Below are 19123 nucleotides of genomic sequence, written 5' to 3'. Positions count from 1 at the left end.
CATTGCACATATCTGTACAGCAGGTTGTACAGATATGTGCATATGGCTATACAGTGTTCGCATGACCGCCGTCGAGCGCGCCGAGACACGGGTGACCCTGCTGAAAGAGGCAGTGGACATCGTCGCACGTCTGCAGGCGAACGAGGCCGAGCACGCCGAGCTGCTCGCCAAGCGAGCGGCGGTGTGCAAGGCGCTTCGCGCAGCTGGCACGCCCATCAAGGAGCTCCAGGAGGCGCTCGGCGTCAGCCGGAGCCGGGTGAATCAGTTACTGAGCGACGTGGCTTAGCCGCGCCCGAAGGCCTCCGACGGCCGCGCCTGCCTACCGCCCCATCTGGCGGTCGTGCGTCGACAACATCAGGTCGGCGACGTGTACAACCTCGCGGATGACGTAGCGCGCCGCCTCAGCAGTCACTCCGGTGAGGAGCGTCCGGCCGTGGCCGGTGCCCTGCAGATTCCGCAGCTCGTTGACGGTGAATGCTACGGTCTTCGCCGACTGGTAGATCGAGGGGACCTGCTTCGCGCCCGGGACCGAGTCGTCGACGACCGCCGGGCGAAGCCCCAGCTTCTCGAACGAGAGCGCCACCAGCGCCGGGAAGTCGGCGCGCTCCGGCAGGCGGTTGCCCTCCTCGAGGACGAACTTCGCGACGGCTTCGAGCAGCTCCTTCGCCCCGCCGAGCAGCGCCGCCGGGTCGTCGATGTTCCGCCGCAGCCGCTCGAGCTGTTCATCGAGCGCGGCGCGACCGCCGGTCTCGAGGTGGATGTCGCCCGCGTACTCGAGCCGTCCGTACGCCGAGAGCGCCCAGCCGGCGTGGGTCACCGCCGCGTGCAGGTCAGCGACGTGCTTGTCGTCGGCATACTTCCCAAACGCGCCGTCGAGCCGGAGCGCGTTGAGCATCCCGTCAACGAGCGCGCCCGCGGGCCGCCGCTCGGCCGCTCGGAACACCGCGAGGACGCGCTGCTGCTTGTTCGGTGCCTGCGTGTTCAAGTCGTAGGGATCAGCGTCGACGTATCCGGCGCCCGCGAAGAGTCGTGACAGCGTGGAGTGGCTCGGCCCGCTACCGCCGCCGAAGAAGAACTGCGCGAAGGCGGCGGCGATCTCGTCGTTGAGCGGGAACGTCATGCTTCCATCTTGGCGGCCGCGGAGACAACACCGGAGTCCTCGCGCAGGCGAGACACGAGTACCGTGAGGGCATGCCCACGACGCCGGACGACCCCACCGAGCGGTTCGCGTCGCTCGCGGAAACGGTGCCGTGGGCGACCCCGCGCCTGGACGAGGACCGCGATCGGTTCGTGGCCAAAGAATAAAGCGCGACCATCGACACGGAGCAGACGCTACCGAATGTCCAGAACCCCGCATCTATTCCGCAGATTCACCGCCAGCTCGCGGCACTCGCTGGCAACCGAAAGCAGGCGCGATCAGGACTGTTCAAAGCACCCGCAAGTCCGCAGAAACCCCTGATAGGGCGAAACTCTTACTCGAAAGGTCACCGGATCGATGCCGGTCGGAGCCACACGAGTGATCGTTACAATCACTCCAGAAACCCTCGCCTAGCTTCTACATGGCGGGGGTTTTGCTTTGCCCCGACGAGAAGCGATTTCCGAACCGATCTAGAGAGCCTCCCGCGCCGCACGAGCGTCCGCGGCCGCGCTCCGCGCCGCATCCACCTGCTCGACCGCTGCAGCATGCTCCGCCGTCGCCGGGGCGATGTCACGCTCGACATGCGCGGCTTCGTCACGCACGCGCGCCAGCTCTGCCTCGAGTTCCGACTCGGTCTCTGAGAGTTCCTCGACCTTGGCCTGCAGCGCCCGCAAGGCCTTCGCTCGTGCAGCCAGCTTCTTCTCGGCCACGGCGAGTTCCCTCTCGGACGCGACTACGCGACGGTCGGCCTCCCGTCGCTCCCGACGTTGCTGGAGTTCGTCGGGCGGCTGCTCCGCCATCGAGTCGACGTCGGGGATATCGCCCGCCACCGAATCGCGTACATCTTCCGCCGTCCCCGACGGCTCGAGCGCGCGGATCAGCCGCCCCGACGCGACCGCTCCCGCCGCCGCGGTATCGAAGAACGCCGCCGAGATGCTGCTCTGGACGGCATCCAGCGTCGCGGGCGTGATGCGTTCGCCGCGGGATCCGGCCACGTCCGCCGCCATCTCGGCAAGCCTCCGCGTGAGCACGCGACGCTCCCTGCCGAGCTTCGCCAGAGCCGCAGCGTCGAGATCGTCCTGCGCCTCGCGGAGTTCTCCCGCCAACCGGAGCGCCTCCCCAACTGCGCCGCCCGCTCGTGGGCGAACACGTTCACGACCCACGCGGCGATCGACGGTTTCCGCAACGCGAGGATCCGGGATGCGAGTTCGCCGCCTGCTTCATCGGCTCGGGCTTTACGAGCGGCGACGAACTCGCCGGGCGGACCCGAGTACAGCGCGGCCGCGATCTCTTCGAACGACGCGTCGGCCATGCGCCAACCTTACGCCGGGGGCCGCCTACTCCATGGCGAGATAGTCGGCCCAATCGGCACCGACCAGGACTCGAGTTCCCAGTGTGCCGTTGCCACGCCCCGGATAGAAGTAGAGCTGGCCTGCAGAGGTGCGGACCAGCAGATCCGCGAGTCCATCGCCGTTGTAATCGACGCCTCCGGTCACGGCGGTGAACTCTCCCCACCCTTGGGCGACCACCCGCGGCGCGCTGAATCCGCCTGCCACTCCCGGATAGAAGCGCAGAGCGCCGGTCGGATCGACCGCCATGATGTCGCCACGCCCATCGTTGTCGAAATCCCCTCCGACGAGGAAGTGGTACGCCGCCCACCCTGAGCCGAGGGTGATGCTCGGCCCTCCGCCGAACGCCCCGGAGCCGGAGCCGCGGTAGATGGTCAGGACACCGCCCTCGGAGACACCGAGCACATCCTGCCGTCCGTCTCCGGTGTAGTCGGCGCCGGATGTCACGTGCAGCAGGTCGTACCAGCCGCTGCCGACGATGGTCGGGGCGGCGAACCTGCTCGCACCGCTTCCGGCGTAGAACTCCAGCTTGCCGTCGGATCTCGCGGCGAGGATGTCGCCCCTTCCGTCGCTGTTGAAGTCCGTGTGCGTGACGTGCCTGCGCGTGCCGCCCCATCCGCTGAACAGGGTCGTCGCCGAGGAGAAACCGCCGGACCCGCTGCCGGTGCGAAGACGGAGGTCTCCGTTTCCGGCGACCACGAGCACGTCCGCCCTCTTGTCGCCGGTGTAGTCGGCGGCGGCGACACCCGGCGGCTGCCCGGAGCCGAGCCCGGGGAAGTACAGTGGCAGCGTCGTGCCGCGCGTGATGTTCGACAGACAGACGAATCCGTTGTTGACAGCCGTGTACACCGAACCGTTCAGCCGCACCTCGAAGTGCAGGTGATAGGCCGGTGAGTTGCCGGTGTTGCCGACGACGCCGATCTGCTGGCCGCGGACGACCTTCGTCCCCGGCGCGTAGATTCCGGGCGAGGCCATGTGCGCGTATCTCGTGACATATCCTCCGGCGTGCTGCACATCGGTGTAGTTCCCGTAGCCGCTGTTCGCGGTGCGGGACTTGATGACTCCGTCGTACGACGCCACGATCGGGGTGCCACCGGCTCCGGAGATGTCGATGCCGTCATGGGCGCGGTAGTTGTTCCGGCACCCGTCGCCCACCTTCGATTGGATGTTGCCCGAAGCCGGGTGGACCATCTGCGGGTCGTTCGCGGCGGTCGCGGCGGGACCTGCCGAAAGCGCTGGCGCCAGCGCTCCGATCGCGACGGCGAGCACGGCGGCGATCCCGATGCGGCCGAGACGCGCGCGGGATGGTCGCTTCATCTCGAAGTTTCTCTCTCGTTCGGCGGCCCCAGGGACGTGATGCCCTCCGACGTCACCGTATCAGCGCTGAGGAGAGCCCCCGCGCACGTGGCCGATGAACCGGCAGATCGGTCCTCATCGGAACGGACCGCGTCACAGCAGGTCGAAGTCGCCGCCATAGGGAGCCGAGTCGTCGCCCGTGTCTCGAACGTCGTACTCCACGGTCTCCACGGAGATGACGATGCGGGTCGCGAGGGTGATCAGGACGCTGATCGAACGGTTGCCGACCACGACGAATTCGACGAATCCGCCGCCGGCGCGCATCGCGGTCTCGATCCGGTCTCTGATGTCTGTGACGTCCTGCCCCTGCGCCAGGTAGTACCCCGTGTCATTGAGCTCGATCCGGATGCGCACCATGGTCTGCATCTCACCCTCCGCTGGTCGTCATCTCCGCTGTCATTCCGGCGAAGGTATTCGATCCGACCGCCGGCACAGAAGGGGATTGCGGATGAGCCCGAGAAGAGGCAGGGTCCGCACCGGGGTGTACCGTGCAGTCATGGGAAGACTCCGGTACGACGGCACCTCAGAACCGATCCTCATCGAGGACAAGACGCTGGCGCATCTCAAGATCGTGATCGCGACCAAGCTGCGCCGCCAGGAGAGCTTCATGATGACGTGGCGCCCGGTGGGCGGCGGGGTCGACAAGCGTGCGACCGTCTGGATCCATCCGGCCATCCCGCTCCAGTTCGGGTTCGAGGACGCCGAGCATCCTCCGGTCGACGCACGGCTCGTGGCCGAGATGATGCAGTCGCTCAACGCGACGGGCGAGCTGGTCCTCGATCATCTGATCGACCCTCGCTGACCACCGCTGACGGCTCCTGGCCGGCGATCCGCGCCCGCTACGCTGAGGCGGTGGACGTCCTCCCCTACCTCCTCCTCGGGCTGCTGATCCTCGCCCTCATCATCGGCGGGACGCGCCTGCGGAGCCGGGTGAGCCGCGAAGCGATGGGAGCCGGCGCCGGCGCGACCGGGAGATACGCCGCCACCCGACGCGCGCACACGCTGGATGAACTCGGGGCCAGTCTCATCGTCCACGCTCCGGAGCCGCTCGCGCGGGAGATCGTCACATCCGTGACAGCGACGCAGGTCAAGGTGTCTCTCCGCGACGACGGCAGCCTCGGCATCCGGTTCGTGGAACCCGACGACACGATCGTCGCGCTGATCCCCGATCGGGACGGGACCCGGCTGCAGGTCGAGACCTTCCGCGAGTACATGGGACATCCGCAGACCGCCGCGCTGTGGACGGACCTGCGCGCGGCGGTCGCCTCGGTCGCGGGCGTCCGCGGAGTGACGGTCGAGGACGGGGAACTGATCCGATACCGCCGTGGGCCTCTCCTCGACGACAGGAACGCCCGCTGGGAACAGGACCGCTGACCCCCTGACCGCGCCCATTCACAGGCACGAAAACAGGCGCGCGACTTCCGGGCTACGCAACTAGGCTGGGATACGCGCCTCGCGCGGCCGGGCCTCCGCCGGGTCATGGTCGTGGCGTGAGCCCAGACGACCTCTTCCTCCGGTCGCACGACCCCGAACATCGGGATGGAGCCGCCGCTCCACCGTGTGGCCACGCCAGAAAGGCACGAACCACATGAGCGAATCCTCCGGAACCGCCGACCGCGACGGCGAGCGCTCGCCGGACTTCTTCGACCAGCTGATCGAGACCACGCCCCGAGACGCACAGGGGGCGTTCACCGTCGGCTTCCGTGGTTACGACAAGGGCGAGGTCGACGCCGCGCTGGCGACCCTCCGTTCCCAGCTCCAGAAGGCCGCGGCCGACCTCGCCGGGGCGAAGAGCCGAGAAGCAGACGCCGTGGATGCCGTGCGCGCCGAGGAGCGCGAGGCCCGTGAAGCTCTTGAGAGCGAGCTCACCGCCGCGACCGCCAAGGCGTCGGAGGCCGAGCAGCAGGTCGCGACCCTGACCTCGGAGCTCGTCGACGCCCCTCAGGCAGATGGGGAGGAGGCGCCGTCGCGGCAGCAGTTCGAGGCGATCCTGCGTGTCGCCGAGGAACAGGCGAACGTCCTCATCCAGAACGCCGCCGTGCAGGCCGACCGCCTGATGACGTCAGCCCGCGAAGAGGTCACGGCGCAGCGCGCAGAGGCTCAGGCCGACGCGGAGCGCATCACCGCCCAAGCACAGCGCGACGCCGACCAGGTGCGCCTGAAGATGGACACCGAGTACACGGCACACGAGGCCCGCGTCGAGCGTGAGGCCGCGCACGCCGCCGAGAAGGTGAACCAGGCGGCGCAGGAGGCGACGGCGATCCGCACCGAGGCGGAGAAGGGCGCTGCGGCGCTCCGCTCGCTCGTGACCCGTGAGACGACGCAGCTGCGCGCAGACGCCGAACGCGAGGTGCGCGAGATGAACGCCCGCGTCCTCGAGTTCGAGGAGACCCTCACCCGGCGCCAGGACGATGCGCAGCAGGAGTTCCTCGTGCTGCACAACCAGGCCGTGGCGCACGCAGAGCGCATCACCAACGACGCCAACGAGCAGGTCTCCGCGTCTCTCGAGCACGCCCAGCGGATCTCGGCGAGGGCCGAGGACTACGAGCGCCTGACCCGCTCACAGGCGCAGGCGATCGAGGCCGATGCCCAGGTGCGCGCTCGCGAGACCCTCGAGCGCGCCAGGGCGAAGTCCCAGAAGATCGTCGACTCGGTCACCGGTCACACGACGGCCGTTCTGCGCGACGCCGAAGACCGCACGCGGCAGCTGCGCTGGCAGCAGCAGCAGCTGACGAGCTTCATGGCCGAGGTGCGCGAGCTGATCCGCCCCGACGGCATCTTCTCCGACGACGGCGCATCGTCCGGCGTCGGAGAAGATGCCGAGAGCGCCGAGGATGCAACGACGACCGCGGCCGAGTTCCCCTCCGAGGCTCCCGCCTCCCCTGAGGGGACCTTCCTCGGCGACGAGGTCCTCGAGGACGAGCTCGACGACGACCGTCCCCTCGAGAAGATCACGATCGATGTGGTGGAGACGAAGAAGAAGTCCTCCAAGTAATCGGAGACGACGAAGGCGCGAGCAGGATTCCTGCTCGCGCCTTCGTCGTCTCCGGGCCGAGGAGGGATCCCCGGCGGGTCGGTGTCGGTCAGGCTCGCCCGAACTGCGCAGAAGCCGGGCAGTCGAACGGGTCTGCGCCGGCGGAGAGGCCGACCCTGTTGAGGTACTCGATGACGATCAGGTACGAACGCCCGAGGCTGGTCTCCGTGTACGGGACATCGTTCGCGGTGCAGTAGTCACGGACGATCTCCCGGGCCTTGGCGAGGTGCAGTCGGGGCATGCTCGGGAACAGGTGATGCTCGACCTGGTAGTTCAGACCACCCATCAGCCACGTCGCCCACCATCCGCCGCGGATGTTGCGGGAGGTGCGCACCTGCTTCGTGAAGAAGTCGAGACGGGCGTTCGGGTCGATGATCGGCATGCCCTTGTGGTTCGGAGCGAACGATGCCCCCATGTAGACGCCGAACACCGCCAGCTGGACACCCATGAAGGCGAAGGCCATCCCGAGCGGGAGCATCAGGAAGACGGGGGTGAGGAGGATCGCGAACCGCAGTGCGATGATGCCGAGCTCGGTCCAGCGGCCCTTGACGTTCTTCTTCGTCGTGAGGTGCTTGAGACCGATGTAGTGGAGGTTGAGCCCCTCGAGGGTGAGCAGGGGGAAGAAGAGCCAACCCTGCTTGCGCGTGATCAGACGGATCAGGCCCTTCGACTGCGCGGCGTCCGTCTCGAGGAACGAAATCGTGTCGACCTCGATGTCTGGGTCCTTGCCGACCTGGTTCGGGTTGCCGTGGTGCTTGGTGTGCTTGGAGTCCCACCACGAGTAGCTCATGCCGATGCTGCCGGCGAGAATTCGCGCGAGACGGAAGTTCGAGGGGCCGGAGGACAGGATCTGTCGGTGCGCGGCCTCGTGGGCGAGGAACGCGATCTGCGTGAAGACGATGCCGAGGCCCGCGGCGATGAGCAGCTGGAACCAGCTGTCGCCGAGGAGGATGAACCCGGTGATCAGACCGCCGAGGGCGACGACGATGCCGCCGCCGACGAGGGCGTAGAACCACTGGGCCCGCTGGAGCAGTCCCATCTCCTTGACCACCTGCGACACCTGCTTGTACGCCTTGGCCATCGGGGGGAACTCCGCGTTGCCGGAGTAGGTCTGGCGAACCGGACCCAGCGTTGCCGCGGTCGATTCGATCTGTGTGATGGAGATGATCTTCTCCTGCCGATCGGAGCCCTTGAGCTGTGAAGCCCAAGGCGACTGCCCAACGCTTACCTCACGATAGCCCGCGCCCCATGCGCGTCAGGGAATACATCCACAACCCTTGACGAAGGGAACTTCCTGTGCGTGAGGGAACCCGACGACGGACTCTCCTTCGCGTCGCCGATCCCGTTCAGGCGCGGGCTCTGCGGGTCCTGCGGCGCCAGGCCCGCGGGAGGATCGGCGCGAAGCGCGGTCCGCGCGGAGCCGGGCTCTGTGCGTCTTCGAGCGCGCGGAACGCGTCATCGAGGAGTCGAAGGCGCCGAGCTCGGAGCCGCGATTGTCGTGGACGAGGTGCGCGCTGCCGTCGTACTCGACGAATCCGGCGAACTCGCCGGCGCGTGTGGCGACGTGCACGTCGGTGTCGGCCTGCTTCCAGGTCAACGGATCGGACGGGGGAAAGGTGGTCGTGCTCATGGTGATGCTCATTGCTGTGTGGCGGACACGCGTCGGCGCTCCGCAAGATGTCAGATCGAGGGCGGATTCCGCACGCATCGATGTGCGCGGTCCGTGATGGCCCTGATCAGTGGCGGCGTGGCGGCCGAGAGGGGCGATGCACACACGCTGCATGACTAGTGTAGCAGAACGCGTCTCCGACCCCGGCTCCGCGTCGCATCGGTCAACTGGCGGGCGGCTGGCCGCCCCGCCGGGGCCGCCCTGACCGCCGGGCGCGGAGCTTGAGGACGGCACCGTGGCGGTGTCGACTCCGACGACGAGCGTCGCCGTGTATCCGGCCGACACGCTCCCGGCGACCGTCGCGACCTGCAGGGCTCCGGCGTCGTCTCCGAAGACGTTGTCGCTCTCGAGCGTGATCCGGCCGAGATTGTCCGCGGAACCGTCATAGGCGGGATCTCCGTACACCGCGGTGCATGCCGCTTCGGGGAGCGCGAGCTGCGATGTGGCGATCGCTGTCGTCGAATCCGTGATCGACTCGACGTCGGGATACACCTCGAAATGGATGTGGGGCCAGCGCCCCGAGTAGCACCCGGGGAAGATCGAGGTGAAGGCGACCGTACCCTCCGCATCCGCCACCTGCACGCCCCGGAGATACGTGACGTCCTCCAACCCGGATGAGTACATCGAGTACTCGCCCTGCGCGGTGCAGTGCCACGCGTACACGGCGACTCCGGCGAAGGGAACGGCGCCGTTCGCGAGGTCGATGACCTGGAGTCGGAAGGTGAGCGGGACCCCGTCGGCCGTGGCCGCGCCGTCGATCGAGGAGCGGATGTCCTGGCGGACGATGCCGGAGTCCTCGAGCACATCGGGCCCGTTCGATCCGTCACCGGGGTACGGGCCAGCTGTCTCGTCGGGGATCTCCGCGACGCTCGAACCGTCCGCGGGCGTGCCGGAGGAGGCCGACGGCGACGGAGTGCTCGAGGATCCCGCCGACGCTGCGGGCGCACACGCGGCGAGCACGACCGCGCCGAGCCCGATCCCCGCGAGTCCGAGCACGCCCCGTCTGCTCATCAGGGTGCGGATGTCGAAGGCAGCCCCCTGGTCGACGACCTCTTCGTCTGCGCGATCCAGCAGTCGCCCCTCGTAGGCGGGGCCGTCCGGTGTCTGCGTGGGTTCGGGGATGCTCATGCGCTGGGTCCTCTCCTGCGGCCTGTGGTGGTGCCACCATGGTGCGCGAGGATCCGATCAGAAGCCTTTGCTCGGCCTATGGTTCGTCTATCAGGGTCGGCGCGACCGGGGGCCGGACCGCCAGCACCGCGACGATGCCGACGAGGATCAGGGCGGTGAGAGTGACAGGGATCGGTAGCACCGGGTCCAGGAGCACGAGCACGGCCCCGAGCGGGACGACCGTGTTGACGACGCGGTCGGCGTTCTCGCGGATCGCGATCCACCAGATGCCGATCAGGAACACGGCGATCGGGATGGTCACCGTGAACGACGCCACGACGTTGGACAGGTGGCTCACCCCGGTCAGGACGTCGATCTCGACCTCGATCCCTGCGGAGAAGGCCGCTGCGGCAGCGAACACGAAGTAGTGCGAGTATCCGTACCGGAGCGAGCGGCGGAACGTCGTGATGGCGCGGTGGTGCGGGGGCCAGAAGTAGATCCACCACAGAGATGCCGTGACCACGAGCGTGAGGACCGAGATCGCGATCAGCGGCCCCAGCGTCTCCACCTCGTCGAGAGCGTCGATGATCGCGTTGGCCGACGCCAGGAGGCTCTCACCGAGGACGATCAGCGTGAACAGACCGTATCTCTCGGTGATGTGATGCGGGTGCCACGGTGTCTGCGTGCGGTATTCGGCGAACACCGGCACGCCGATCTCGATCAGCGCGCACAGTACGAACGCAGCGAGCTGCCACGGGCCTGTCGGGATGAGGAGGAAGAGGATCCACAGCACCTGCACGGCCGCGATGCCGAAGGCGTATCGACGGGTGGCGGAGCGGAGCGGACCCGCAGAACGCGACGCGCGGAGCCACTGCGCCACCATGGCGACACGCATCACGATGTAGCCGAGCACGGGCACGGTGAAGTCGCCTTCGGTGAAAGCCTGAGGGATGCCGGCGGCGAACACGAGGACTCCGCCCATCTGCACGAAGGTCGTGACCCGGTAGAGCCAGTCGTCGGTGTCGAACGAGGTGGCGAACCACGTGAAGTTCATCCACGCCCACCAGATGGCGAAGAAGACCATCGCGTATGAGGTGATGCCGTGCAGGAAGTCGGCGTGGCCGAGAGCGTGGTGCAACTCCGCCGACGCGATGCTCACCGCGACGACGAAGACGAGATCGAAGAACAGCTCCAGGGTGCTCGCGGTGCGATGCGGTTGAGCGGGATCCCGTGGCTGCATCCGACGGAGCTGGAAGCGGCGAGCGGCGGCGTCGGTGGTCACGGCGAAAGGATAGCGCCAGGATCGCCGCTCGCGAGAGGACGATTCGTCCATTCGTGAGAATTACCTTTCGGTTAAGGCCATGTTCCGCTACAGTGATCAGAGTCTGCAGTGCCTGCTGTCAGCGACCGCCGTGTGGGACGGCGAAAACGCACTTCGTGATGTGGGAATCGCGAAGAGTTTCAGCAGGACCCGAGGGGTCGGGACGCAGACGATGCCGTGAACGTGGGGTTCATGGTCTGGGGAAATCTGGGGAATCAAATGACGCACTGGGGATACTTGCGTACATTCACGGCTCAAGGGGCCTCGGCATGACTTCCGTCGAGGATGCTCTGAGCATCTCTCGTTCGGGCTTCGTGCCGGTCGCGGCTCCGCGAGCGACCAAGTCGGTGACGCGCACGGTGGTAACGCCGCGCGCCTCGGCGACTCTGGAGAGGCGCCGGCAGTGGGAGCGTCGCTATCGGATGCGGCTGCGGATCACGGATGCTGCAGTCATCCTGTTCGCCGTCGGTCTGACGGCAGCGATCCAGCTGTCCACCGGCGTCCCTGCGTTCGAGGTCCTGCGCGGCGGCATCCCGCTCGCCGCGCTCTGGTACCTCATGCTGAGCGCGCTGCACACGCGGGACGCCGCGCTGTTCCGCGCGAGTGCCACCGAGTACCGCGGCGTGGTCCACGCCAGCGGACTCGCCTTCGGGATCATCGCCATCGTGGCGGTGCTGCTCGCATGGAAGTCGATGCAACTGGTGCTGCTGCTGGGGCTGCCGCTCGGTGTTCTGACGCTTCTGGTGACCAGGTGGATGTGGCGCCACTGGTTGCAGACGCAGCGTGCGCATGGGAGGTTCGCCTCTCGCACGCTCGTCGTGGGCAATCGGGATGACGTGGAGTACGTCGTCCGCACGCTGCACCCGATCGGCGCATCCGGCTACCAGGTGGTCGGCGCGACTCTCCTCGACGGCAATGCACGCGACATCCTGATCGACGACACGCGGTTCCCGGTTCTGGGGAACGTGAACTCCGTGTCGTCGGTCGCCGCCGAGGTCGGCGCCGACACGATCATCGTGGCGAGCCGACCGGAGGGCGAACCGGAGTTCGTGAAGCAGCTGAGCTGGCAGCTCGAGGGGACCGCTGCGGAGCTCGTGCTGTCTAGCCGACTCACGGATGTCGCCGGACCGCGCATCTCCTTCGCTCCGGTCGAGGGGCTTCCGCTCATCCAGGTGCAGATCCCGACCTACGAAGGCGGTCAGCACCTGCTCAAGCGTGCACTGGATGTCGCAGTGGCGACCCTTGCGCTGATCCCGATCGGCCTGCTCGCGCCCGTGCTCGCGCTGCTGATCAAGCTCGACTCGCCCGGTCCCGTCTTCTTCTTCCAGGAGCGTGTCGGCCGTGACGGTCGCCGGTTCAAGATGGTCAAGTTCCGTTCCATGAAGACGGATGCCGAGCAGCAGCTCGCCGCGCTCAAGGAGCAGAACGAGGGCGCCGGTCTCCTGTTCAAGATGAAGGACGACCCGCGCGTCACCCGTATCGGCAAGGTGCTTCGCAAGCTGTCTCTCGACGAGCTGCCGCAGTTCTGGAATGTCCTCATCGGCGACATGAGCGTCGTCGGACCTCGCCCGCCGCTCCCGAGCGAGGTCACCGCCTACGACGGCACCGTCTTCCGCCGCCTTTACATCAAGCCCGGGATCACCGGTTTGTGGCAGGTCTCCGGCCGCAGCGACCTCACGTGGGACGAGAGTGTTCGGCTCGACCTGCGCTACGTCGAGAACTGGTCCGTGATGAACGATCTGCAGATCATGTGGCGCACCGCCAAGGTCATGGTGCAGCCCAGCGGGGCATACTGATCGGATGAGCGATTCGAACAGCCTCACCATCGCGATGGTGGGGACCAGAGGAGTGCCCGCGGCCTACGGCGGTTTCGAGACCGCGATCGAAGAGGTCGGACGCCGCCTCGCGGATCGTGGCCATGACGTCGTCGTGTACACCCGTGGTTCCGAGCGACGCGAGAAGGAGTACCTCGGTATGCGCGTCGTGCACCTTCCTGCCGTCCCGGTGAAGCAGGTCGAGACGCTCAGCCACACCGGTCTCTCGGCACTGCATCTCGTGTTCGGCCGACGCCCTGATGCGACGTTCGTCTTCAATGCCGCCAACTCCCCGTTCCTGCCACTCCTCCGCCTCCGCCGCGCTCCGGTCGCGCTGCACATGGATGGGCTCGAGTGGCGGCGGTCGAAGTGGGGGCCACGAGGCAAGGCGTACTACCGCTGGGCCGAGCAGTTCGGGGTTCGGACGGCCGACGCCCTGATCGCGGATGCACCAGGCATCGCGGACTACTACCGCCACCAGTTCGATGTGCCGACGGAGCTCATCCGTTACGGCGCGCCGATCCTCGACGATCTCCCCGAGCGCGACATCGCCGAGATGGACCTCACCCCGGGCGGGTACCACCTCGTCGTCGCCAGGTTCGAACCTGAGAACCATGTGCTCGAGATCGTCCAGGGCTACCATGACAGCGACGCCGAGCTGCCGCTCGTCGTCGTCGGTTCAGCTCCCTACAGCGCCGCGTACACGCAAGAGATCCAGCGGGTCGCCGACGGCGATGACCGGATCCGCCTCGTCGGCGGCGTCTACGACCAGGAGCTGCTCGACGCGCTCTACGCCAATGCAGTCACCTACCTCCATGGCCACTCCGTCGGGGGTACCAACCCTTCGCTCCTCCGCGCGATGGGGGCTGGGACCGCGGTGATCGGGTTCGACGTGCCATTCAACCGGGAGGTGCTCGACGGCAACGGCTGGTTCTTCTCGGATGCCGGCGACGTCGCGGCACACGTCGTCGCGGCAGAAGCCGCCCCTGAGCTGACTGCCTCTCGCGCCAAGACCGTGCAAGAGATCGCCCGCACCCGCTTCCGCTGGGACGACGTCGCCGACGAGTACGAAGCGCTCGCGCGCCGACTCGCCGAACGCTCGACCATCCACCCATCCGCGCGCCGCGCCCGTCGTCGCACGACGGACTGGTCGCCCGCTCCTGTCGAGTCGGCAGCACCGTGAGCAGCCGGCCCACCGCGCTCCTCGTCCATCCCGGAGCGGAGATGTTCGGTTCCGACCGGATGCTGCTCGAAAGCGCAAGGGGTCTGGTCGAGGCAGGTGCGCGCGTCGTGGTGGCGCTTCCGAGTTCCGGACTCCTCGTCCCCGAGCTCCGGGCCGCCGGCGCAGAGGTCGTCATCGTCCCGATGCTCGTGCTGCGCAAAGTGCTTCTCACACCGCGGGGACTCCCCCGACTCTTCCGCGACACCTTCCGAGGACTCGGTGCCGCATGGCGTCTGATCGGTCGGGTGCGTCCCGACGTCGTCTACGTCTCCACGATCATCATTCCGCAGTGGCCGCTGATCGCCCGTCTGAGGCGCGTCCGTACAGTGAGCCATGTGCACGAGGCCGAGGCATCCGGCAACAGAATCGTCAACGGGATCCTTTACTCCCCTCATCTGGCCTCGCACCGCACACTGGTCAACAGCCGGTTCAGTCTCGACACCATCCGCGCGGCGCTGCCGGCCCTCGCCCGACGCGCACACGTCGTCTACAACGGAGTCGCCTCGCCGCCGCAGCCGCTCTCACCGCGCCCTCGCATCGAGAACGCGCTCCGCGTGCTCTACATCGGCCGTCTTTCTCCACGGAAGGGTCCCGATCTCGTTATCGAGGCCGCTGCGCGGCTGCACGATGCAGGACGAGCCGTCGACGTCACGCTTCTGGGCGCGGTCTTCGAAGGATACGAGTGGTTCGAAGCCCAGCTGCGCGAGCAGGCCTCCGAGGCGGGCGTCTCCGTCGACTTCGCCGGATTCCACTCGGACATCTGGCCGTTCCTCGCCCAGGCGGATGTGCTCCTCGTCCCCTCGCGAGTCGACGAGCCGTTCGGGAACACCGCGGTGGAGGGCATCCTCGCGCTGCGTCCCGTCATCGCGAGCGACAGCAGCGGACTTCGCGAGGCGGCGGGCGGCTATGAGACTGCGCAGCTCGTCACCGCAGGCGACCCGGACTCCATCGCGTCCGCACTGACCGACATCCACACGCGCTGGGGCGAGATGGTCTCGACCGTGGCGGACAGTCGGGCCGAGGCACTGCGACGGCACGCGCCCGACGTGTACCGGGCGAGCATCACCTCGCACGTCCTGATCTGACGTCGACCTCGAACCGTCGTGACGAGTTCGGCTAGGGCGCGTCACCGGACGTCGGCGCCGCGCTGCCGACGGTGAGCCGCGTCTTGTGCCGGACGATGTAGATCGAGAACGGGATCAGCTGACACACCAGCAGCGCGAAAGCGACCCCGATGAGCGGCCCGGAGATGCCCAGGATCGGGGTCAGCACGAACGAGAGTCCGATCCCCACTGTCGCCATGCTGAGCGTGGGGATGACCTGGAAGCGGATGCCCGGCTTATCCATGATGAACATGCCCAGCGGATACACGGCCGCAGTCATCATGATCATCAGACCGAAGGCGAAGATCGTACTCGGACGGACGGTCAGCTCGCCCTGCGTGATGAAGCCGAAGAGCCACGGGCCGACCAGCCACACCATGAACGTCGCCACCGCGATCGCGATGGCGAACAGTGCGGAGAGCAGGAAAGGTCCCCGCTGCAGACCGCCCGTATGACGCATCCGCGCGAACTGCGGCCAGAGCGCGAGCCCACCCGCCATCACCAGACCGTTGAGGGCGAAGAAGACCTGACCGGCGACGCCGTACTCGGCGACGTCGGTCGGTCCGCCGAGTTGAGCGATCACGTAGCGCTGCGAACCGACCGCGATCGGGTACGTGACCATCTGCGCGAGCATCGGCCAGCCGACGTCCATCACCCGGACCCCGGGGAACCTTCGCGGACGTAGGACCATGCGTGCAGCGGCGGGGATCAAGGGCGACGTCGTCCTCGCCGTGATCAGGATGCCCAGCACCGAGACGAGGAACGACGCCGCGAAGGAGGCGACCGCCACGAAAGAATGCAGGTCGTCCCCTCCGAAGGTGAGGATGAGCCACACGCCGGCCAACGTGAGCGGTGAGATCAGCCCCTGCAGCAGGATCACGACATGGTTGCGGCGCTGCCCGAGCATGATGCGCGCCCAGATCCCGAGGGGAATGCCCAGGCAGAAGATCGTCACGCAGTAGAACGCAGCCAACGACGCGCCCGGGCGTCCGCCGGCCTCGCCGAAGACCAATTCCCAGGCCCCGGTCAGAACGAGGATGGTGTTGATCGCCATCGCGGTGGCCGCGAACATGAGCAGCACTCGTCCGACCGAGGTGAGCTGATACCGCAGCTTCTCGTCGGTGCGCACGTCGTCGCTCGTCGCCACCGCGTTGACCAGGACCGCCCCGCTGCCGAGGTCCGTGAACGTCAGCAGCGAGGGGATCGTGGTGAGCAACGTGTAGAGGGCGAAGCTGTCGACGCCCGCGTCTCCGATGATCATCCTGGTTGTGAGAACGCCACAGACCAGCGCGATGACCATCGTCAGCGCGCGGGCGCCGACAGCGAGAAGTGAACCCATACCTACATCGTCACCGGGGCAGGGCCCCCAGGGTCGCGCTGGCCGCGGGGAGTCGCGATACCGACGCGATCGCGGACGGCACCGGAACCGCCACAGAGGCCTGTCCGGTCGCGTACGCCGGGAGCAGTGTGTAGTCCGCGGCGAGGACATCCGCGCCGACCACCCAGGTCGAGCGCTTGTCGTTGCCGGTGGCCGCCCGGAACGCGTCGAGGGTCTCCGTCACAGCCGGATCCTTGGATACGGGCCCCCGGGACCATGCCGAGAACCACGTCGGGGCGTCGGACGTGGCCTGGTGGTACAGGTTGCCCTCGACACTCGACACCATCTGAGACCCGGTGTATCGCAACGAGAAGTCCTGCACGCACACGAGGCAATTGCCGGCGCTCTTCGCGAGGATGTTGTTCGACATCACGACGTCATGGACGATCCATGGCGCCAACGGATCCACCCCGGGCGCGCCCGGGTCGCTGGGGCGGCGTGCGTCCTGTGCGATGTTGATGTTGCGGTTCCCGTTGCCGGCGAACGTGTTGTTCCAGATGTCGACGTCGCCCGAGTTGAGGACGTAGAGGCCGAATGCGCCGTTCTGTGCGATCACGTTGTCGGCGACGACGGCATGCTCGGACAGCTCGACGAGGAGACCATCACCCGTGTTGCCCGTGACATTGTTCCCGGTGAAGGTGAGGCCCACCACCGACTCGTCGAACCACGGGCCCGCGCCGTTGTTGCGGGTGAACGAGCTGTTCTTCACCGTCACATCGTGGGTTCGCGTCACCTTGAAGGCACCAGACACCGGTGCGGCGTTGAAGTGCTCGCTGTTGTTGCCGACCGACAGCATGTCGTTCACGGTGAGGCCGTCCGCCCGCGAGGCGCCGCCACCCAGGAGTCCGTTCCCGATCAGGGAGACCCGCGTCAGTGTGGTGCCCGGGGACCACGAGTAGAAGCCCGTGGTCGAGTTGTCCCGGATCGTGACGTCGGTGAGGGTGACGTCGGCCGCAGCGGCGATCACCGTCCCCATCTGCGGAACGCTGGTGGCATAGCGGCGTACGCCGATACCACGGATCTCGGTGCCGACGGAACGGATCGAGAGCGCCTGCGTGAGGTCGCTCGCCTCGACGCTCTTGCCCGTGGGATTCGTGCCGATCACGAGACGCTTCGCCGCATCGTCGACGAAGAATGTCCCCGTGGTGACCTTCGCTGCGGACGCGACTTCGCGCAACTGCGTGCCCGCGACCCAGACCTGATCGGGGTGCGCGGCCATCGGATACGCCGGGTTGACGAACTGCCAGCCGGGCGTGGTGTTATCCGGCGCCCCCTGAGCGTAGGTCGGACTCGAATCGAGGGACGTCGTCCATCCGTCGACCACCCAGGTGCTCCCGCTGGCCTTCCAGCCCGTGACGCTCTTGGCCCCGTCGAGCCAGACCGACTCGTTCGCGGCCGGCTGGATGGTGACCCGCTTCTGCGGCGGGATGATGACCTGCTCGTGGTATGTGCCGCCACGAAGCACGATGGTGCCCCCGTCGGCGACCCGGCTCAGCGCAGCCGCGATGGTCTTGACCGGCGCGCTCAGCGTCCCTGCCGCTTCATCCGAGCCGGTCGGGGCGGCGTACACAGCTCCCGCAGGGACGGGATACGACAACGAACCGGGAGATCCGGCACCGTTCTCGCTGGTCACTGCGCCCGGCGTCGACGGCACGACCGGGTCGGTCGGGGTCGGCGCCGGGACAGGCGTCTGACTCGGTGCCGGTTCCGGAGCGGTCGTCGGCTCCGGTGCGGCCGTCGGTTCCGGAGCCGCCGTCGGCTCCGGCGCGGGAGCCGGTGCCGGCGTCGTCACGAACACGTCGTCGATGCCCACCGGCACCGCGGCTCGCGCCCCCGTCGAGGTGTAGAGCGCGAATGCGTAGCCACCCTCGCTCTGGATGCGCGATGAAGACGAGTCGGTGTGCGAGACCTGCCAGTCGGCGGGTTCTTCGGCATCCGCAGGCCATGCCTTCGCCGACAGGGCGACAGGGTCGGTGCCGGTGACGCTGAGCGCCACGTTCAGGGTGCTCCCGTTCGACACGGTCAAGGGGAGACGGCGCTCGGCGAGACTGTCCACGGCCGTCAGATCGGTCAGCCGAACGATCGAGAGGTAGGCGGAGCCGTCCGGGTGCACCCGCACCCGCACGCCGTAGGAGTCGTGTCCGGACACTCGGACCGCCTGCGCCAGATAGAGCGGTCCGCCCACAGGAAGGGTGGGAACCGTGAGCGAGAAGCGGCTGGTCACATCGGTGGCCGCGACGCCTTCCGTGGTCGCCCTGGCGGTGATGCCCGGTGCCCGGCTCGCGAGAAGCGCCTGGTCGCCCGTGACGCTGGATGCGCCCTCGATCACACACCACGCACCGTCAGCCGAGGAGCCCCAGCCGGTGCTCACCGTGCGGTCCATGTCGTCGTCGACGACGGGAATGTCTGTGACCGCAACGGCGGACGTCGCCGTCGGCGAAGCGTCGGCGTGTGCCAGTGCCGGCACCGCCGTCATCGCCGCTGTGATCGCGAGGACTGCGGCGAGGCCGCCGGCAGCGGTCCGGACGCGGATTCGCCGGTGCGGAGAGGAGGTCATCGAAGATGACGCGGCAGAGGGGAGGGGAAAGAACACGATGTCACCGTCTTCTGGGGCAGATTCAGACCGACCCGC

The 19123-nt window shown here is 67.6% G+C and carries 16 protein-coding genes; 7 read left to right on the top strand and 9 right to left on the bottom strand.

Annotated features, from left to right (window positions below; all coding sequences use genetic code 11):
* Positions 1 to 61: 61 nt before the first annotated feature.
* Positions 62 to 286 carry a hypothetical protein gene (locus G4G29_RS03415; RefSeq protein ID WP_029266267.1) on the top strand — a complete coding sequence of 75 codons (225 nt, stop codon included), beginning with the start codon at positions 62 to 64 and terminating at the stop codon, positions 284 to 286.
* A 33-nt stretch (positions 287 to 319) separates the two neighbouring features.
* Here the strand turns inward: G4G29_RS03415 and G4G29_RS03410 are convergent, their stop codons facing one another.
* The 4 genes from G4G29_RS03410 to G4G29_RS03395 all read right to left on the bottom strand — a co-directional run bounded on the left by G4G29_RS03410 (position 320) and on the right by G4G29_RS03395 (position 4209).
* Complete coding sequence (locus G4G29_RS03410) at positions 320 to 1120, bottom strand: abortive infection family protein (RefSeq protein WP_029266269.1); 801 nt, start codon at positions 1118 to 1120, stop codon at positions 320 to 322.
* Between the two features lie 488 nt (positions 1121 to 1608).
* Positions 1609 to 2244 (bottom strand): hypothetical protein, encoded by a 636-nt coding sequence (locus G4G29_RS03405; protein WP_183151866.1) that lies wholly within the window; start codon positions 2242 to 2244, stop codon positions 1609 to 1611.
* Between the two features lie 231 nt (positions 2245 to 2475).
* Positions 2476 to 3804: a VCBS repeat domain-containing M23 family metallopeptidase gene (locus G4G29_RS03400; RefSeq protein ID WP_183151865.1), complete on the bottom strand. Its 1329-nt coding sequence runs from the start codon at positions 3802 to 3804 to the stop codon at positions 2476 to 2478.
* Between the two features lie 132 nt (positions 3805 to 3936).
* A complete protein-coding gene (locus tag G4G29_RS03395; protein ID WP_183151864.1) occupies positions 3937 to 4209 on the bottom strand; it encodes a hypothetical protein in 273 nt (90 codons plus the stop codon).
* 130 nt (positions 4210 to 4339) lie between these two features.
* Here G4G29_RS03395 and G4G29_RS03390 point away from each other — a divergent pair, with 130 nt between their 5' ends.
* The 3 genes from G4G29_RS03390 to G4G29_RS03380 all read left to right on the top strand — a co-directional run bounded on the left by G4G29_RS03390 (position 4340) and on the right by G4G29_RS03380 (position 6838).
* On the top strand, positions 4340 to 4645 hold the full coding sequence (locus G4G29_RS03390; RefSeq protein WP_183151863.1) for a hypothetical protein: 306 nt from the start codon (positions 4340 to 4342) through the stop codon (positions 4643 to 4645).
* Positions 4646 to 4695: 50 nt separating this feature from the next.
* Complete coding sequence (locus G4G29_RS03385) at positions 4696 to 5217, top strand: hypothetical protein (protein WP_183151862.1); 522 nt, start codon at positions 4696 to 4698, stop codon at positions 5215 to 5217.
* A 214-nt stretch (positions 5218 to 5431) separates the two neighbouring features.
* Positions 5432 to 6838: a cell division initiation protein gene (locus tag G4G29_RS03380; RefSeq protein ID WP_183151861.1), complete on the top strand. Its 1407-nt coding sequence runs from the start codon at positions 5432 to 5434 to the stop codon at positions 6836 to 6838.
* A gap of 88 nt (positions 6839 to 6926) precedes the next feature.
* On the opposite strand, the gene G4G29_RS03375 is transcribed toward G4G29_RS03380, so the two are convergent.
* From G4G29_RS03375 to G4G29_RS03365, 3 genes are all read right to left on the bottom strand, one after another.
* A complete protein-coding gene (locus G4G29_RS03375) occupies positions 6927 to 8045 on the bottom strand; it encodes an acyl-CoA desaturase (protein WP_183152750.1) in 1119 nt (372 codons plus the stop codon).
* A gap of 87 nt (positions 8046 to 8132) precedes the next feature.
* Positions 8133 to 9674, bottom strand: coding sequence for an intradiol ring-cleavage dioxygenase (locus tag G4G29_RS23805; RefSeq protein WP_345941147.1), 1542 nt, complete (start codon positions 9672 to 9674; stop codon positions 8133 to 8135).
* Between the two features lie 76 nt (positions 9675 to 9750).
* Positions 9751 to 10935: a low temperature requirement protein A gene (locus G4G29_RS03365; protein WP_244632370.1), complete on the bottom strand. Its 1185-nt coding sequence runs from the start codon at positions 10933 to 10935 to the stop codon at positions 9751 to 9753.
* A gap of 308 nt (positions 10936 to 11243) precedes the next feature.
* Here G4G29_RS03365 and G4G29_RS03360 point away from each other — a divergent pair, with 308 nt between their 5' ends.
* Genes G4G29_RS03360 through G4G29_RS03350 form a run of 3 tightly spaced genes read left to right on the top strand, consistent with a single transcriptional unit; the run spans position 11244 to position 15095 of the window.
* Positions 11244 to 12770 carry a sugar transferase gene (locus tag G4G29_RS03360; protein WP_183151860.1) on the top strand — a complete coding sequence of 509 codons (1527 nt, stop codon included), beginning with the start codon at positions 11244 to 11246 and terminating at the stop codon, positions 12768 to 12770.
* Positions 12771 to 12774: 4 nt separating this feature from the next.
* The gene (locus G4G29_RS03355) at positions 12775 to 13971 is read left to right on the top strand and encodes a glycosyltransferase (RefSeq protein WP_183151859.1); all 1197 of its coding nucleotides are present in this window, start codon (positions 12775 to 12777) and stop codon (positions 13969 to 13971) included.
* The gene (locus tag G4G29_RS03350) at positions 13968 to 15095 is read left to right on the top strand and encodes a glycosyltransferase (RefSeq protein ID WP_244632369.1); all 1128 of its coding nucleotides are present in this window, start codon (positions 13968 to 13970) and stop codon (positions 15093 to 15095) included. The genes G4G29_RS03355 and G4G29_RS03350 overlap by 4 nt, the downstream gene beginning before the upstream one ends.
* A 31-nt stretch (positions 15096 to 15126) precedes the next feature.
* On the opposite strand, the gene G4G29_RS03345 is transcribed toward G4G29_RS03350, so the two are convergent.
* Positions 15127 to 16452, bottom strand: a complete 1326-nt coding sequence (locus tag G4G29_RS03345; protein WP_183151858.1) for a hypothetical protein — start codon at positions 16450 to 16452, stop codon at positions 15127 to 15129.
* 10 nt (positions 16453 to 16462) lie between these two features.
* Entirely contained in the window at positions 16463 to 19084 is a 2622-nt protein-coding gene (locus G4G29_RS03340; RefSeq protein WP_244632368.1) for a right-handed parallel beta-helix repeat-containing protein, read from the bottom strand.
* Positions 19085 to 19123: the final 39 nt, after the last annotated feature.

The organism is Microbacterium sp. Se63.02b, from assembly GCF_014171575.1.
Taxonomy (GTDB): domain Bacteria; phylum Actinomycetota; class Actinomycetes; order Actinomycetales; family Microbacteriaceae; genus Microbacterium.
Note: the sequence above shows the minus strand (reverse complement) of the source record. Positions and strands in the feature narration are given on the sequence as shown.